The sequence below is a fragment of the Bacillus sp. FSL K6-0138 genome, from assembly GCF_037982765.1.
Taxonomy (GTDB): Bacteria; Bacillota; Bacilli; order Bacillales; family Bacillaceae; genus Bacillus; species Bacillus glycinifermentans.
This window is the reverse complement of sequence record NZ_CP150286.1, coordinates 281,849-294,469: the sequence shown is the minus strand read 5'-3', so window position 1 is coordinate 294,469 and position 12,621 is coordinate 281,849. Positions and strand designations below refer to the sequence as shown.

The window sequence follows — 12,621 nt, the reverse complement described above, 5'->3', positions numbered from 1 at the left end:
AGGCATCCTTCGATGCCTTCCCCATCAATTACTCCATATTAGACATATTCTGTCTTCTTTCCTGCTCTGCGATGATCTCATTGTCTTCGGCATTATCCCGCGTCACTTTCTGCGTCAGAATCGCGCCCACAGCCACTAAAATCATCACAGCGATGTAATAGCCTTTTTCATTGAGCTGCAGGTTGTCGGCATTGTAAAGGCCGATACAAAATAAAAAAAACGCCTGCAAAAAATGTGAAATATGCCATGACCGTAAAAGCCGTTGTATTTCTTCGTCTATACTTCTGCATCTTAATACCTCCTAAAAAACTAAAACTATTATACTTGATTTATCCACCCAAAAGAAGAATGATATTCCTTTTTACACACAATTTAGTAAATATGTCACGCCATGATTACATAGACCTAGTCAATATACGGAAGGTGGGCCGCCTCTCGTCTCCCCATCGTATTGCTCTTCAATTTCAAGCCCCGAATCGAGCATCTCGCTTTCGATTTTTTCCAACACCTGTTCATTTTTTCCGTAATGTAATCCATCATAATGAAACGCATCATTCGGCTCCTTTTCTTCTATGGACGCCAAAATATCGTGAATATCGTTATGATCGCCGGAGATCGAGCCGAATCCCTGGTTCTGTTTTTTGTAGTTCACAAAACCGCTCGGCAGGTTGTTTCCGAGGTTGACGCATGAGGCGCCTTCAACTGTTCCGATCGAAATCGCTCCAATAAAAAATGAAGGGGAAAAACGTTTCACGGCCAACATCCTTTCGTCTAATTGATCGTATAAGGCACTGCTTTTCCGTTTATTTTCACTTCGATTTCATCGGTTTTCCTTTTTTTCTTTTGGTGAGGCGGTCTTTTCGGTTTCGGATGGATATATGGGGAGAAGACATTTCCCATATTCAGCATCCCGCTCAGATCCTTTATTTCGATGTTGTCGAGGTGAAATGCGAATTCTTCGAGGTTCAATTCCTGCAAATGAAGGTCTTTCACGTCCATTTTCAAAAATAAAGAAGGATGGCTTCGATGGTTGAGGGATGTCTCGAGTGTGTCGATTTTTTGAGACAATTCATCGAGTTTTTTTAGAATATCGTCTTGGCTCATATGCCCCATTCCTTTTTAATAACGCTTTACCACAACACCTTTATTCTCTCTGACTTTATTATGCTTCCCCCTCACTGACCCAAAGCCTTCACGGATAAACGATTCGCTTTTTCTGCCTTTTAACATGTTGGTTCCGACAAATATTCCGGAAGAATTTCTGATCGCATTTACTTTTAAAGAACCGTATTTTATCGATGTCATCACGTTCTCCTTCATCATCGTTTATTTTTATAGAAAGGAATGGTGATCACCAGGACTCCCCTTTCAAATACCGCTTGAATCCTCTGCAAATCGCACTCCTCGGGGATCGGAAGCTCCCTTTTAAAAGGTCCGTAGAACCGTTCCCTGCGGATGATGACTTTCTCATTTTCTGAACCAAGTTTGTTTTGAATGATTCCTTCAATGCACAGTGCGTGGTTCGTTTTTCTCACGGTAAAGTCATCGGTGCCCGCGCCTGCCAAATCAACGGATATGATCAAGCCGCCGTTTGATTGAAGGATATCCACCCTCGGTTCAACAAATGGCGAGATCTCGTACAGGAGATTGGAAAAATCCTCTCCCAGCATCTCTTTCACGTTTGAATGAAAATGGGGTTTTACCATTGCTTAAAGCCTCCCGCAGATCTGCCAATCATTACATCTTTATTCATCCATATGTGCTTTTAACGAAAGTCATGCTAAAAGAATATCAAGGAGGCTTGTCTTCATTTCAAAACAAAATCAAGCTCTTTACACAACATCTTAAAGAGCCTGATTCTGAACTGCCGGTGAAAAGTTTAGGGAATTCATCAATGAGTCGACTCCGTCAGGGTCAAATACCGATGTCACGTTTGCTTGATTTAATACGTTTCCGGACAAGAAACCAATTCCGTTGTTAACTTTCCGGTGCGCAGCATAACCATTTAATTGATTCTCCCCGATGGCAATGACACAGTTTGTATTTTGTGAGTTCACATTGACGGCGCCGAGTGAAAATCCAATTGCCAAACAAATCACCTTCCTTTTTCGAACCAAAAAGCAGCCTTTAGTGAAAATCGTTTATTTGACAGTCATTGTCATCATTATCAATCACAAGAGTCGTATTTTGGGAATTTTGAACGGTGCCGGTAAATCTCCCTTGACCGGCTATTCGCTTGCTGTGCGCGCTCCAGCCGTTCACTTCATTTTCGCCGACTGAAATGGCTGCACAAGTATCTATGACGTTAACATTGATTTCTCCGATATCCACTTCATTTACATTTCCTTCCTTAGGTCCAAGCAGGATGTTCGGCTGATTTTGGATCGGCGTGTCGACGATATCATTGTCCGTCACATAACTATAGTTGTTTGAAATATGCGAATTGCTGATCGATCCGAAACCGTAATTGTTTTTTCGATGTGAAGACCAATTATGCGCATAATTGGTTCCGACAAAAATTCCTGAAGAAGTATCGATGGAATTTACACTGATTTGATAAACATTGACCTGATTGATGATTGTGTCACGGTTCAATTTTTTTCAGTCCTCGATATTTTTCGGTGATTGCATCTGAATTCAATACTTTACAATATGTTTTGACATGAATAAAAGTTCTGGGTCACTTTTCAAAGGATCAAAAAATCAAACTTTTTCACACTTCATCCGTATAAAGATAAAGAGGGGGAGAAAGATGCCAAATTCACCAGAACAAAAAGCAAACATTCCAAAGACCCTAAGCGAAAAGGTCTGGGATATGTTAGGCTGTTTATGCTATGCCGGGTCGATCGTCTTTTTGATCTCGATTTGGAGCAAGCTTCCTGAAAAAGTGCCCGTACATTATGGCGTACTCGGTGAAGCAGACCGCTGGGGATCAAAATGGGAGCTGATCATATTGCCCGGAATCGGGATGTTCATTCTCTTGCTTATGACGCTATTGGAAAAGCACCCTGAAATCCACAATTATCCTAAACGGTTGAATGAGACAAACGCAGAACGCTTTTATTTGCACAGCCGAAAACTGATCAATCAACTTAAAAACGTGTGTATCATCATATTCTCTTTCATTCTGCTCGAATCTGCCTCGATTGCTTTAGGATGGGGCAGCGGTTTTGGCAAATGGTTTTTACCGATCGCCCTATTTGCCGTCGGTTTTCTTGTTGCATCGAGCATGATCAGGCGCAGAAAGATACGATAGCTTAAAAAAGGTCCTCTGCCGGGGCCTTTTTTGTATGTTCGGCCGGTTTGCTGAAATTAATTTCCCCATGCCGGCCCGGCTTGTCAATATGAAATGAATAGAGTAATATATTGTTTAGCGATTATGGTCGACCGAATACCGTCGACTACAAAAAGATATTCAGGTGTTCATAAAGGAGAAGAAGCAACATGTCGATTGTGTTCATTATGTTTTTACTAGGTCTTTTGCTTGGCTTTGTCGGGGCCGGTGGAGCCGGATTTGTCATCGCGCTGTTAACGATGCTGTTTCACATTCCGATTCATACAGCATTGGGAACGTCTCTGGCCGGCATGGCTTTTACGAGTTTATCGGGCACGTACAGCCACTTTCGCGAGGGAAATATCAAGCTGAAAATCGGCTTAACCGTCGGCTGTTTTGCAGCAGCGGGATCCTTTGTAGGAGCTAAGCTGACTTCTCTGATACCTTCAAGTTCATTGCATTATATGACCGCAGGAATGTTATTTTTATCGGCCATCCTCATTTTAATCAGATTATTCTTTTTGAAAGAAAAGGAAGCTGCGCAGGAAACGAACCTTGCCTTTTGGATCAAGGCCTGTTTATTGGGAATCGTGGCCGGCGTCCTGTCCGGAACGTTCGGAATCGGCTCTGCACCTTTTATTCAAATCGGGTTGATGATGATGCTGAACCTGTCGATTCGCCATTCCGTAGGAACGACAATGCTCGTCATTATTCCGCTCTCATTAGGCGGTGGGGTCGGCTATATTTCAGAAGGATTCGTCGATTATGTCCTATTGGTCAAAATCCTGATCGGTACGATGTGCGGCGCGTATGTCGGGGCTAAATTCACCAATGTCCTGCCGAAAGTCGTCTTGAAATCGGGTTTATTTTTAACTCCCGCCGTTTCGGGGTTCATTCTCTTATTTTAATTCAGTGCCCGGCTTGCGGCCGGGCATTTTGTTTATCCTGCACTTGGAGTGGTTATAGTGGGGGATAACGAAGGAACCTGTGGTAAAATACGAAATGAGAACGAATACGAGGATGAGAAGCGTGATTGAAAAACCAAAACCGTTTTATGAACAATCCTACCATGCGATTAAGCGAATGATATTTGAAGGGAAATTAAAACCCGGTGAACGAATCGCCGAAGCGAAGTTAGCCAAGGAGCTCGGCGTCAGCAAAAGCCCTTTGAGAGAAGCGATCAGGGTTCTGGAAAAAGAGGGGCTCATCGTCATCGACTCAAGAGTGAAGGTCTATCAGCCGACAATCAAGGACGTTGAAGAAATCTATTTTTGCCGGATGGCGCTTGAATCATTTGCTGCGGGATTGACGGCAAGAATTGCAACGGCAGAGGAACTGAAAACGATCGAAGACGTTTTGCAAAAAACGGAGGAAGCCATCCTTCAATCCAAAGATCAAAACACGATTATCGAATTAAATGATACATTCCACGACTTAATTATCCAATATACAAAAAACAGTCTATTGCGGAAACAGCTCAACGATTTGGAAGGGTTAATTTATTATTTCCGTATTTTGAATTTTGAAGGAGAAAAACGGGCTGAAGCCATTTTGGAGCAGCATCGGGAAATTTTCCGCCATATGAAACAAAGAGACGACGAGCAGGCATCAAAAGCGATGATTCGCCACCTTCAGCTTGATCTTGACCACTTAGCCGAAGTGCTGTCTCATCAATAAAAAGGGCGGCCTTTCTTACGGCCGCCTCTCATTTCTAATAGAAAGAAACAAATTCATTAACCGGCTTGCGATATCCTCTCAAGCGTCGGCTGCTTTCTTTTTCTTTGCCGATCGTTATCATGAGGACGATTTCATGTGTATCCGGGATCTTCAGCAGATCGCGAACTTGATCGCTGTCAAATCCGATCATCGGGCAGGTGTCCCATCCCCGGTTCTTGGCGGCGAGCATAAACATCATCGCAGAAAGAGAAGCATTGCGAATCGCCTCTTCCTTCATGAATTGCTCCCCGCGCGACTCGTAAAAATGGGTATTGTTTTCGATCATTTCCTGCAGCTCAAAGTCCTTAATAATTCCTAAATCCCTCATGCCTTCGTTGATTTTTTCCGTTTGCCGGTAGGCGTAGCGGTCTCCCGTCACTAAAATCACGGCAGAGGCTGAATGCACTTTATATTGGCCGTTCGCAGCTTCCTTGACTTTTTCTTTTAAATCCTTATCCAATACCACTTTATACTCTGTGTGCTGCAAATTGAACGCCGAAGGCGCAAGCTTGATATCCTCAAAGATAGGCTCCAAATCTTTCACCGTGATTTGAACATCTTCCAGGAAATTATTTGCAGAGTGTCGCGTTTCGATAAGCTCGTTAAATTCCATTCTCAAAAACTCCATTCATCTATACTTTTCCGATAAGTTTCCTTATTTATATAATCGGCGATAAGCTCCCTATTGTTTAGCGACGCTCGCTTCGCTGTTATGATACGATGTTGGAAATGAGGTGAACTCAGAGCATGAACATAACCATTAGAAAAATGGCAAGCGGGGATCTGGGCCGGCTGCCCGATATCGATGACAGTTTCGTCGTAGACTCGGTTCTGCTTCTCACGCTTGAGGAAAATAAAATCCGGTATTCGGTAAAATCAATTCCAAGCTACGAAAAAAGCTATACGGAAGAGTCAGAGCCCGCCGATTACTCTGTATATCTCGATAATCCCGATCAAGCCGTTTATTTGGCGTTTGCCGGCAATCAGCCTGCAGGACTTGCCGCAGTCAAACGGAACTGGAATGAATATGCCTATATCGAGGACATCAAAGTCGATTCAGCGTTTAGACGCCATGGAATCGGGCGGAGACTAATGGAGCAAGTCAAACGCTGGGCGCAGGAAAAAGGCCTGGCGGGGATCACGCTGGAAACGCAGAACAACAATGTGAAAGCATGCAAATTTTATGAAAGCTGCGGATTTGAAATCGGCGGGTTTGATCTATGCTTATATAAAGGGATGGATCAACATCAAGATGAAATCGCGCTTTACTGGTATTTGACGTTTTAAATCTAAAAAAGAGTGATGAACATCGATTGTTCATCACTCTCTTGCTTTATTCTTCGCTCTTTTTTCTGCCAAACGGCCACCAGTTGCCTTCGCCGAACGTCACAGTGATCGCCGGAATCAACAGCGGCAGGATGACGAGTCCGTATAACAGAAGGCCGACAATGACGACTGTCGCCACTTGCATCAGCGTATTGACCCCTGATGGCATCATGGCGGCGAATGTACCTGCCAAAATAACGGCTGCCGTCATAATCACAGATCCCATCTTGCTCATGGACTTTACGATGCCCTGGCTGATGCCGAGGTGCACCTCTTCCTTAAACCGGTCAAGCAGGAAAATCGAATAATCCACCCCTAAAGCGATCAGGATCACAAAGCTGAAGAACGGAACGGCCCAGCTGACCCCGTCGTCGCCCATGCCCCGGACAAAAATCAGCTCCGTAATGGATATCGACGTGTAATATGTGATAAATAGAGACGCAATCATATAGATGGGCATGATCATGGATCGGAACAAAATCGTCAGCACCGCAAACAAACCTATGACCATAATCGCCATCGTGCGGGATAAGTCTGTCGTCGACAGCTCTTTTAAATCGGCGTTCTGACTGGAGACTCCGCCGTACGCAATCGTTGCATCCTTCAATGGAGTGCCTGAGACTTCATCGGCGACGGCTTTTTTGATCTGATTAACCGTTGTAATGGCCTGTTCCGAATACGGGTTGATGTCGAGCACCACGCTTAATTGAACGCCTTTTCCGTCCGAAAATGAATAATTGTCGATCGACTTCTTAAATTCTTTGTTTTTCATGACCTGGTCAGGAATGAATATCCCCGTATCCTTCACTGCAGAGCTTTTGCTCATATCCTTCAGCATATCAGCGGAAGCCGTGATGCCGCCAGTCACTTTTGAAAGGCCGGCATTTGCACTCTTCACACCGTCTGCAAGCTTGCCTAAGCTTGCTTTCAGCGTTCCGGCCTGCTGTTTTTGTCCTGCAAGCTGCTGATCGGCTTGCTCAAGCCCGCTTTGAATCTGTCCAAGCTGGCCGCTGATTGCAGTCAGCTGAGGCACCGACTGTGCGGTGCTGCCCGTTTGAGCCATCTGTTTGCTGATGAGCTGGAGCTGGCTGTTGATTTTTCCTAACCCATCGGCTGCATCCCCCAGCGAACCGCCCGATTGTCCGCTCCCGGCAGAACCTGCGGCTTGCCCCGCGATTTGTCTTAGACCCGCTTCTACATCAGTTAAACCTTTTTGAACATCGCCGAGGCCTTTTGTCGCTTTATCAAGTCCGTCTGAAACCGCCCCGAGCTGGTGATCAATCGACAGGTCTTCAATTTCCTTTCCCGTCGGCTGCGTGATCGTCATCACCGAATCGACGTGATCCACCTTCTCAATGGCTTTGCTGACGTTCCCGAGATAAGGAATCGTTTCAGCCGTCGTCAGCTTGTTTTCACCTTTGATGACGACATTCACCGGAAAGGCTTTTCCTTCGCCAAGCCCTTCTTTTATCGCCTCAAGGCCTTTTACCGATTTATAGCTGCTGCTGATTTCCGAAGTGGAATCGAAAGAAATTTGATCATCATACGTTAACATAAACGGAACTGTAATGATGGCCGTGATGATGATAAACAAGAACGGGCGCGCAACCGAATGTCTGCCAAGAAACGCCCACAATTTATTGTCGCTGTGTGAAAGTACTTTTTTGGACGGCCAAAACAGCTTTTCCCCGAGTGTCACCATAAACAACGGCAGCAGCGTATACAGGATGATCATTAATACGCCGACCCCGACGGCGACGCCTACGGCAGATTGAAATATCGCAAATTTGGCAAACCCGAGAGAGGAAAAACCGATCAATACGGCAAAACCGCTGATAAAGAGCGTTTTTCCCCCTGTACGGTAAGCGATCAAGGTCGACTCTATTTTGTCATGCCCGTTTGCCAGCTCTTCACGGAAGCGCGTCAAAAGAAGGATGCAATAATCCGTTCCGATCCCGAACAGGATCGCCACCAAAAACGTCTGCGTAAAACTCGAAATCGGAAAATCAACTTGATGAACCAGGATCGCCAACAGCGATTGGCTGATCAAATAGGAAAAACCGACAGCGATAATCGGAACAAAAGGCGTGACGACTGACCGAAACACAACCAAAAGCAAACCGATAATTAAAAAGACCGTGATAACTTCTGTTTTTTTCAGCCCTTCCTCTGAGCTGTGTGCAAAATCCTGATTAATGAGAGACGCTCCCGTAATGTATGCCGTCAGATCATCGGGAACGATTTGGTAAATGCGGTCCGCGATCTTTTCCACTTGTTTATCTGATCCTGTAACCGTAACGGGAATGAGGACCGTTTTCTTATCCTTTGATATCAGTTGATCTTGTATCTCCTTGTCGCCTGAAAAAGGAGATGTAACGCCTTTCACGCCACCGATCTTTTTGATCTGATCCGCTGCATCGCGCATGCTTTCTTTTTCGTCTTTCTTAAAGGCGTGATCCAGCGAAAAAACAACGCTGATTGTATTATTATTTTCCCCTGCACCTTTCAGAATCTCCTTTGCCTTCTCAGATACCGAATCAGCAGGAAGCTGCACCTGCCCCTTTTGATTCGCCAGCTCGGTCAGGTTCGGGGAAAATAAATTTAAGATGACCGTAAGTGCCAAAACCCATGCGGCAATGATCCATTTGTATTTGACGATCAATCTCATTCCGTCACGTCTCCTTTAAATTTTTGTTTTAACATCGTGAATATCTCGATAAAGGAATCCAAGTGCTCCTCATCTGTATCATCAATCACTTTTTTTAAAGCCTTAAAAATGGCCGAATCTAATTCTTCCATGACGTTTTCGCCTTGCTCCGTAATTTTGATAAGCTTGGAACGTTTATCGTGCTGGACAGGAGAGTCATCCCATTCAACGAGTCCTTTTTCAAGCAGCTTCTTCAGCCTGTTGGAAACGGCGCTTTTATGTACATTTTGTATGAGCGCAAGGCTTCCCGGAGTGGAAGGTCCTTTAATTTTTAAAACGGTTAATAAATCAGCCTGTTCCCTTGAAATGTGCTGAAACACATCCTGGTCAATTTCACGCTGTACAAATTCCGTGCCGACAAACAATACTTCTGCAAAGAGATCGATCGCCTGGCACAATTTTTTTTCATCCAAAAGGATTCACCTCTGCATTAGTTTACACCGCTAAACTTTATTCGCATGTCATATAGTTTATACCGTTAAACTATATGGTGTCAATATTTTTATTAAGTCAGGTATTAGTAAATGATTTTGTACTTTTTTAATGAAATTAAATTGACCTATCTGATATATAGTAATAATATAATTACTAAAAGACGGTGATACCCATGAAAGAAAAAATTGCAAAAGAATATATCGAATTGATCCCTAACGTATTCGCCGGGTTCAGCGAGTTGAACAAAGATGCGACAGGGCTGACGCATATGCAAAATCACGTCGTCGAATTTATGTATATGCAAAAAAGAGCCTTAAACATGAAAGACATCAGCACCGGGTTAAATATCGCAAAACAGCAGCTGACGAACGTCATCGGCTCATTGGAAGCCGACGGCTATGTGACAAAAGCGCCCGATCCTAAAGACAAACGCGCCGTCCTCGTCTCTTTGACTTCTCTCGGCAAGGGAATGGTCGAAAAAAAATGGACGAGGATTTATAAAACGTTCAGCGGCAATCTCAATAAATTGAGCGATGAAGAGCTCATCGATTTACACTTTGCGCTTCACAAAGCGAACGTATTATTGAAAAAGATGGAGGATTAAAACATGAGTCAAAGAGAACGCGTTACAATCATCTGGTTGGGAGTGATCACCGGCGTGGTGTCGGGACTTCTGTTGAAGGATATGTACAAATGCCTTGTGACCGGCGTCATCGCAGCTTCCGTCATCACGCTTCGGTTAAGCATGAAAGCGAAAACGGAAAAAAGAGCCTGACTGACGGGCTTTTTCTTTATCATAGCAACCGCCGCTTGATCAGGCTGATTTCCGTCAATTTCTCCTTCCCTGAAAATGCCTGTTGCACAAACAGATTCTAAATTTTTGAACTCCTGAATGACCACAATGCTATAATTGAGAAAAACGTTACAGAAAGCAGCGTGTGTACTATGAAGCTATCCTTTTTGCCCAAGAACGCCTTTATCGATCCGAATGGTCAGAATATTAAGGAAATCATGAACATTGTTGATCAAGTCGTCAAATTCGTCATTGAGCACGCAAGCAGCGCCGGGAATCACCGCACTTTGCCTTCCCCGGAATCATCGCATTACGGAGATATACCCGAGACTGGGATCGAATTAGAAGAGCTTTTAAAAAAGTTGCAGGCGATTGTAAAAAACTCCATGAATCCTCTAAGTCCGAATTATGTGGGTCATATGGATTCCATTCCGTCTCTAATGTCTTGTCTGGGCGAATTCGTCAGCACTTCAGTGAACAACAATATGCTGAGCCTGGAAATGTCCCCTGTCTTTTCAAAAATGGAAGTACAGCTTATGGGCACCGTCGCCCGTATGTTTGGATATGATGACAACTCAGGGGGCGTGATGACAAGCGGCGGAAGCCTCGCGAATCTTCAAGCGCTTGCAGCAGCGCGCAATCGTCAATTGAAGGTAAAGGAATCGGGGTTATTCGGACTTTCCGGACAGCCGGTTATCTTTGCTTCAGACGTCAGCCATACTTCCTTGCACAAAGCAGCAATGCTGTTGGGCCTGGGAACCTCCAGCATTATCCCGGTGAAAAGCAGCAGCGATTCGAAAATGGATCTTGACGATTTAAAAAAGAAAATCAGTCAGGCAAAAAATGAAGGAAAGATTCCATTTGCAATTGCAGCCACGGCCGGAACGACGGTAACAGGAAGCATCGACCCCATTCGGTCGATCGCTGACATCGCAAAGGAAAACGGATTGTGGCTGCATGTCGACGCGGCATACGGGGGAGCACTCATTTTTTCAGAAGCTTACCGCGACAAGCTGAACGGTATCGAAATGGCCGATTCCATCACATTCAATCCGCAAAAATGGATGTACGTCGCGAAGACTTGTGCAATGGTTTTGTTCAAAAATCGCGGCGTTTTGGAAACCGATTTTCGCATTTCAGCCCCATATATGAACGAAACCGACTTTACAAACCTGGGAGAAATAAGCGTTCAAGGCACGCGGCATGCGGATATCCTAAAATTATATTTATCGCTTCAACACATCGGATTAAAAGGATACAGGGAGCTGTTGCATGAAAGCCTCGCATTAAAAGACGAATTTATTAAGCAGGTGAAACAGCGCCACTATCTCGAGCTATCCGGCGAGCCGGATACAAATGTTGTATGCTTTAGAGGCATTCCTCATGACGTTGATGAAGCTAAATGGGATCACTGGAATCTCGAATTGCAGCAGTTTTTGTTGAATGAAGGAAACGTCTTCTTTTCATTGCCTGCATTTAGAGGAAGCCGCTGGCTCCGCGCCGTTTTATTAAATCCTTTTATCTCAAATACCCTTATTCAAAGAGTTTTTGAAAAAATTGATGAGTTTTATGAACAGGGTAAAAGACTTTGAAAAGGAGGAGAAATATGACAAATAAAGTTGGCACAGAAGAAGCCATTCAAAGATGGAACCGATTTGCCGATGCGTACGCCGCCAATCATACCGAACTGGGAGACATTCATAAAGAAGTGTTTTTAAATCCTGCTATTTTTTCTCTCATTGAAACGGTAAAGAATAAACGCGTGCTTGACGCCGGGTGCGGTGAAGGGTATTTCAGCAGGCTGCTGGCCAAGGCCGGAGCAGCTGTAACAGCTGTCGATTACTCGCCGAGAATGATCGACATTGCCAAGAAAAGAACGCCGGATGATTTGCCGATTGAGTATCGGCACGGGAACTGTGAAGACCTGAATATGTTAGAAGACAAGAGCTTTGATTTGATTATTTCGAATATGGTCATGCAAGACCTCGCGGATTATGAAAAAGCGTTTCAGGAAATGCATCGCCTGCTGACAGACCGCGGATGTTTTATTTTTTCGATTTTGCATCCCTGCTTCATTACACCGGAAAGCGGCTGGGAGAAATCGAAAGACGGCAAAAAGCTGCATTGGAATGTAGACCAATATTTTTATGAAGGTACATACGAACAAAAGCTTGGCGATCGGGAGAATATGCTGTTCTTCCATAGAACCTTGACGAGCTATATGAACACTTTGATAAAAACGGGCTTCATGCTGGAAGGCCTGGTAGAACCAAAGCCGTCAGAAGAGATGCTGAAAAAATATCCGTCATTCGAAGAAGATTTCAGATGTCCTGATTTTATCGTTTTTAAATTGCGAAAAAGCTGAAAAAC

Annotated in this window: 17 protein-coding genes and 1 pseudogene; 8 read left to right on the top strand and 10 right to left on the bottom strand. The window is 44.3% G+C overall.

The features are described from left to right. Positions 1–28 precede the first annotated feature (28 nt). From MHB78_RS01835 to MHB78_RS01805, 7 genes and pseudogenes are all read right to left on the bottom strand, one after another. A pseudogene (locus tag MHB78_RS01835) lies at positions 29–290 on the bottom strand (YiaA/YiaB family inner membrane protein). A gap of 119 nt (positions 291–409) precedes the next feature. Beyond that, entirely contained in the window at positions 410–754 is a 345-nt protein-coding gene (locus tag MHB78_RS01830; protein WP_231947416.1) for a hypothetical protein, read from the bottom strand. Positions 755–771: 17 nt separating this feature from the next. Further along, positions 772–1,104, bottom strand: coding sequence for a hypothetical protein (locus MHB78_RS01825; protein WP_046129085.1), 333 nt, complete (start codon positions 1,102–1,104; stop codon positions 772–774). A gap of 15 nt (positions 1,105–1,119) precedes the next feature. After that, positions 1,120–1,305, bottom strand: coding sequence for a hypothetical protein (locus tag MHB78_RS01820; RefSeq protein WP_046129086.1), 186 nt, complete (start codon positions 1,303–1,305; stop codon positions 1,120–1,122). A 14-nt stretch (positions 1,306–1,319) separates the two neighbouring features. Beyond that, entirely contained in the window at positions 1,320–1,706 is a 387-nt protein-coding gene (locus MHB78_RS01815) for an Hsp20/alpha crystallin family protein (RefSeq protein WP_046129087.1), read from the bottom strand. A gap of 138 nt (positions 1,707–1,844) precedes the next feature. Beyond that, positions 1,845–2,090 (bottom strand): hypothetical protein, encoded by a 246-nt coding sequence (locus MHB78_RS01810; protein ID WP_046129088.1) that lies wholly within the window; start codon positions 2,088–2,090, stop codon positions 1,845–1,847. Between the two features lie 37 nt (positions 2,091–2,127). After that, positions 2,128–2,595, bottom strand: a complete 468-nt coding sequence (locus tag MHB78_RS01805) for a hypothetical protein (protein ID WP_046129089.1) — start codon at positions 2,593–2,595, stop codon at positions 2,128–2,130. Positions 2,596–2,752: 157 nt separating this feature from the next. On the opposite strand from MHB78_RS01805, the gene MHB78_RS01800 reads away from it, so the two are divergent. From MHB78_RS01800 to MHB78_RS01790, 3 genes are all read left to right on the top strand, one after another. Further along, entirely contained in the window at positions 2,753–3,256 is a 504-nt protein-coding gene (locus MHB78_RS01800) for a DUF1648 domain-containing protein (protein ID WP_046129090.1), read from the top strand. Positions 3,257–3,444: 188 nt separating this feature from the next. Further along, positions 3,445–4,182 (top strand): sulfite exporter TauE/SafE family protein, encoded by a 738-nt coding sequence (locus tag MHB78_RS01795; RefSeq protein ID WP_046129091.1) that lies wholly within the window; start codon positions 3,445–3,447, stop codon positions 4,180–4,182. Positions 4,183–4,294: 112 nt separating this feature from the next. Next, on the top strand, positions 4,295–4,951 hold the full coding sequence (locus MHB78_RS01790) for a GntR family transcriptional regulator (RefSeq protein WP_046129121.1): 657 nt from the start codon (positions 4,295–4,297) through the stop codon (positions 4,949–4,951). A 34-nt stretch (positions 4,952–4,985) separates the two neighbouring features. Here MHB78_RS01790 and MHB78_RS01785 read toward each other — a convergent pair whose 3' ends face one another. Next, complete coding sequence (locus tag MHB78_RS01785) at positions 4,986–5,603, bottom strand: nitroreductase family protein (RefSeq protein WP_046129092.1); 618 nt, start codon at positions 5,601–5,603, stop codon at positions 4,986–4,988. 134 nt (positions 5,604–5,737) lie between these two features. Between MHB78_RS01785 and MHB78_RS01780 the strand changes: the two genes are divergently transcribed. Continuing rightward, on the top strand, positions 5,738–6,277 hold the full coding sequence (locus tag MHB78_RS01780) for a GNAT family N-acetyltransferase (RefSeq protein WP_046129093.1): 540 nt from the start codon (positions 5,738–5,740) through the stop codon (positions 6,275–6,277). A gap of 46 nt (positions 6,278–6,323) precedes the next feature. Here MHB78_RS01780 and MHB78_RS01775 read toward each other — a convergent pair whose 3' ends face one another. Continuing rightward, on the bottom strand, positions 6,324–8,984 hold the full coding sequence (locus tag MHB78_RS01775) for an MMPL family transporter (protein ID WP_046129094.1): 2,661 nt from the start codon (positions 8,982–8,984) through the stop codon (positions 6,324–6,326). Continuing rightward, entirely contained in the window at positions 8,981–9,436 is a 456-nt protein-coding gene (locus MHB78_RS01770; RefSeq protein ID WP_046129095.1) for a MarR family transcriptional regulator, read from the bottom strand. Before MHB78_RS01770 ends, MHB78_RS01775 begins: the two co-directional genes overlap by 4 nt. Positions 9,437–9,630: 194 nt before the next feature. Here MHB78_RS01770 and MHB78_RS01765 point away from each other — a divergent pair, with 194 nt between their 5' ends. The 4 genes from MHB78_RS01765 (at position 9,631) to MHB78_RS01750 (ending at position 12,616) form a co-directional block, all read left to right on the top strand. Further along, positions 9,631–10,062, top strand: coding sequence for a MarR family transcriptional regulator (locus MHB78_RS01765; protein WP_046129096.1), 432 nt, complete (start codon positions 9,631–9,633; stop codon positions 10,060–10,062). 3 nt (positions 10,063–10,065) lie between these two features. Continuing rightward, positions 10,066–10,233, top strand: coding sequence for a hypothetical protein (locus MHB78_RS01760; RefSeq protein ID WP_164918134.1), 168 nt, complete (start codon positions 10,066–10,068; stop codon positions 10,231–10,233). A gap of 170 nt (positions 10,234–10,403) precedes the next feature. Continuing rightward, positions 10,404–11,843, top strand: a complete 1,440-nt coding sequence (locus tag MHB78_RS01755) for an aminotransferase class I/II-fold pyridoxal phosphate-dependent enzyme (protein WP_046129097.1) — start codon at positions 10,404–10,406, stop codon at positions 11,841–11,843. Positions 11,844–11,857: 14 nt separating this feature from the next. Next, complete coding sequence (locus MHB78_RS01750; RefSeq protein ID WP_046129098.1) at positions 11,858–12,616, top strand: methyltransferase domain-containing protein; 759 nt, start codon at positions 11,858–11,860, stop codon at positions 12,614–12,616. The last annotated feature ends 5 nt before the right edge of the window (positions 12,617–12,621 follow it).

Coding starts and splice junctions, on each gene's coding strand:
- MHB78_RS01775 (WP_046129094.1), bottom strand. CDS start 8,984: ATGAGATTGATCGTCAAATACAAATGGATCATTGCCGCATGGGTTTTG.
- MHB78_RS01825 (WP_046129085.1), bottom strand. CDS start 1,104: ATGAGCCAAGACGATATTCTAAAAAAACTCGATGAATTGTCTCAAAAA.
- MHB78_RS01795 (WP_046129091.1), top strand. CDS start 3,445: ATGTCGATTGTGTTCATTATGTTTTTACTAGGTCTTTTGCTTGGCTTT.
- MHB78_RS01750 (WP_046129098.1), top strand. CDS start 11,858: ATGACAAATAAAGTTGGCACAGAAGAAGCCATTCAAAGATGGAACCGA.
- MHB78_RS01785 (WP_046129092.1), bottom strand. CDS start 5,603: ATGGAATTTAACGAGCTTATCGAAACGCGACACTCTGCAAATAATTTC.
- MHB78_RS01760 (WP_164918134.1), top strand. CDS start 10,066: ATGAGTCAAAGAGAACGCGTTACAATCATCTGGTTGGGAGTGATCACC.
- MHB78_RS01790 (WP_046129121.1), top strand. CDS start 4,295: ATGAGAAGCGTGATTGAAAAACCAAAACCGTTTTATGAACAATCCTAC.
- MHB78_RS01755 (WP_046129097.1), top strand. CDS start 10,404: ATGAAGCTATCCTTTTTGCCCAAGAACGCCTTTATCGATCCGAATGGT.
- MHB78_RS01815 (WP_046129087.1), bottom strand. CDS start 1,706: ATGGTAAAACCCCATTTTCATTCAAACGTGAAAGAGATGCTGGGAGAG.
- MHB78_RS01800 (WP_046129090.1), top strand. CDS start 2,753: ATGCCAAATTCACCAGAACAAAAAGCAAACATTCCAAAGACCCTAAGC.
- MHB78_RS01780 (WP_046129093.1), top strand. CDS start 5,738: ATGAACATAACCATTAGAAAAATGGCAAGCGGGGATCTGGGCCGGCTG.
- MHB78_RS01765 (WP_046129096.1), top strand. CDS start 9,631: ATGAAAGAAAAAATTGCAAAAGAATATATCGAATTGATCCCTAACGTA.
- MHB78_RS01820 (WP_046129086.1), bottom strand. CDS start 1,305: ATGACATCGATAAAATACGGTTCTTTAAAAGTAAATGCGATCAGAAAT.